Source organism: Streptomyces sp. NWU339, from assembly GCF_003143855.1.
Classification (GTDB): Bacteria; Actinomycetota; Actinomycetes; order Streptomycetales; family Streptomycetaceae; genus Streptomyces.
In genome coordinates this window covers 1-2,569 of record NZ_QFRK01000156.1, presented here as the reverse complement: position 1 = coordinate 2,569, position 2,569 = coordinate 1, and the positions used below count along the sequence as shown (strand labels likewise).

General features: G+C 69.3%; 2 protein-coding genes and 2 pseudogenes. 2 read left to right on the top strand and 2 right to left on the bottom strand.

Going from position 1 to position 2,569, the window contains the following annotated elements:
- Together DIZ27_RS44795 and DIZ27_RS44790 are read right to left on the bottom strand one after the other, a co-directional pair.
- Window positions 1–272: pseudogene (locus tag DIZ27_RS44795) on the bottom strand (hypothetical protein); the annotation flags it as partial.
- A 192-nt stretch (window positions 273–464) separates the two neighbouring features.
- A pseudogene (locus DIZ27_RS44790) lies at window positions 465–707 on the bottom strand (Tn3 family transposase); the annotation flags it as partial.
- Window positions 708–959: 252 nt separating this feature from the next.
- On the opposite strand from DIZ27_RS44790, the gene DIZ27_RS44785 reads away from it, so the two are divergent.
- Both DIZ27_RS44785 and DIZ27_RS44775 read left to right on the top strand, forming a co-directional pair.
- Window positions 960–1,529, top strand: a complete 570-nt coding sequence (locus DIZ27_RS44785; RefSeq protein WP_375232095.1) for an SAM-dependent methyltransferase — start codon at window positions 960–962, stop codon at window positions 1,527–1,529.
- 519 nt (window positions 1,530–2,048) lie between these two features.
- On the top strand, window positions 2,049–2,486 hold the full coding sequence (locus tag DIZ27_RS44775; RefSeq protein ID WP_109383965.1) for a cytidine deaminase: 438 nt from the start codon (window positions 2,049–2,051) through the stop codon (window positions 2,484–2,486).
- Window positions 2,487–2,569: the final 83 nt, after the last annotated feature.

The window sequence follows — 2,569 nt, the reverse complement described above, 5'->3', positions numbered from 1 at the left end:
ATCGACTGSCCGATGCGCTCACTGACCTGGTTGATCTCACGGTCGCGCTCGTCGGTGCGGTCGGCGCCGGGGCCGCCCACGACGGCCATCGCGATGTGGGTCACGATCGCGGCGACGATGGCGCCGCCGATGGTCCACAGCAGGGTTCCCGCGTAGGCGACGTCGGCGAGCGGGCCGTCGCCGGCCCGGCCCAGGACGGTCGTCACGTAGAGCGTGTACGCGGCCAGGGAGACCAGGATCATCACCCAGGCGCGCTTTTCCTCGAAGGCCATGCCCGCTCCTCATGTAAAACAAAGCTGACATCCGTCAATGTAAAGCGCACCGGACACCATGTCAAAGTTTATTTACATGATCGGTCGGTGACGCCATGGCCCTCGCCGCGGTGCTGCTGCACAACGTCCACAGTCGGCCGGACGGCGCAGGTCGCACCGGCCCGCCCTCATCGGAAGGGCCGCAGGATCTGGCTACTCAGGTTCGCTCCGCTCGGCGGCACCCTCGCCGCTGCCCAGTGGCAGACGCTCGGCCACGTCCGGCCGCACCTCGCCGTAGAGGTTGATGTGGTCGTACTGGAGCGGGGAGGGCCGGGCGAGCAGTTCGTCGGTGACCGGGAAACCGTCGGCAGTCAGTTGCTTGACGGCGGCGTCGATGGAGGGGCTGTTGAACGGCACCACGGCGTTCAGGGCCAGGTCGAGCGCCTCGCGGGCCGGTTCACCGTCGCGAGTGGTTGCGTTGCGGTCATGTACTCACGATCGCGAGACGTGGCCCAGCGTCACCAGTGGTGACGCGCCGACGCGAACCCTTCGTACGCGGCGGCGGGTGGCGGTGTACGGAACGGGGGGAGGCGTAAGGCAGGACGACGGTACGGGACGAAGAGGCTGGTGAGGAGCGGGCGGTGGTGCCGGTCCAGGGCGGCCAGGGAGGGGAGCCGGAGGCCCGGGGACGAGCCGGGAGCGGGGGTGGTGACCGCTTTCGGGCGGCAGTTGAAGCTGCTGCGCATCCGGGCGGGCCTGGGGCGACCGGAGTTCGGCAAGCGGGTGGGCTGCTCGGCAGACCCGATCGTCCTGGCCCATGCCGCGGCGCTGCTCACCAGCACGCGTGAAGGCGCCTGCGCCTACGTCGACGCCGACGTGAGGGACCCGGAACGCATCCTCGCCGAAGCAGCGAAGACCCTGGACCTCAGCCGCCCGGTCGCCCTGACCATGCTGGGCATCATGGGGCAGATCTCCGACGCCGAGCGCCCCGCCGACCTGGTGAGCACGCTGATGTCGGCCCTGCCCCCGGGCAGCTACCTGGTCCTGAGCGACGGCACGAACACCAACGAGGCGCTCAACACCGCGGTCGGGGTCTACAACGGGCAGTCGGCCAACACCTACCACCTGCGCTCGCCCCAGGAGATCGCATCCTTCTTCGCCGGCCTGGATCTGGTGGAGCCGGGGGTCGTGTCCACGGCCGCCTGGCGCCCGGACGCCGACCGGGCCGAGGAGGACACGGCCGACGTCTCCGTGTGCGGTGTCGCGGTCAAGAAGTGACCCGCTCTGCCGCTCGGTAGTCGCGTGCAGGCACCCCGCAGCGCCGGCGGAGGGCATGGCTGAAGTGGAAGGGGCCGGCACTGCCGGACGCCTCGGTCACCCGGGCGACCGGCGGCGCGGTGCCCCGCAGCAGCCGCGCGGTGTGCCGTAGGCGTGCCTCGCGCGGGGCGGGAGTATGGGCGGGACCGTCGGCTGTCGGAGGCGCGGGTCAGGGTCCTGTGGTGTTCGACCACCAGGAGCAGGAGGCACCCATGCCATCCGGGCACATACAGCAGGACGGTGCTCAAGCCCGGCGGACCGGCGGGAGCCGCGCCACCGGCGCTCGATAGGGACACGGAGCGGTTGGGCCGTGCAGCAGTCCAGCTCCAATGTCGTTGCCTGCCCTTAGGGTTGGCTCTTTGATCGCACCGCGCGGTCGACCGGCTACTCATCTGGCGGAACAAGCACAGCGCCGATATTCGCTTGCACGCCATCGTCGCGCGGGCCAACGTCGCCTGACACCTGACGAAGGCAGAGAAGATGACCACGCAGGCCCACCCCGTCGACCACGAACTCATCCGGGCCGCAGCCCACGTCGCTCGCACACGCTGCTGGGGCGACAACCACACCATGGCAGCCGCAACCCGCGCCCGGGACGGCCGGATCGTCACCGCGGTGAACGCCTACCACTTCACCGGAGGACCCTGCGCCGAGTTGGTCCTCATCGGCGCGGCAGCCGCCCAGGGCGCCTACGAGCTGGACACCATCGTCGCCGTGGGCGACCGCGACCGGGGGGTTGTCCCCCCGTGTGGCCGGTGCCGCCAGGTCCTTCTCGACTACTTCCCTGCCCTGAAGGTCATCGTCGGCGAGGGCGACCGCATCCGAACCGTCCTGATCACCGACTTGCTGCCCGAAAGCTACGTCTGGGCCGACCACCAGCTCGACGTTGAGAAAACCGCGCCACTCAGCACGAGCTGACACCGTCAGCCGACAACAGGGCGAACGTTGCTTGATGCAGCACCTAGTGYCTTGAGTCTTTGATTCATTGCATAAGTATGCTG

Bases quoted from the DNA above. Each gene is read 5' to 3' on its own strand.
- DIZ27_RS44775 (WP_109383965.1), top strand. From the start codon at position 2,049: ATGACCACGCAGGCCCACCCCGTCGACCACGAACTCATCCGGGCCGCA.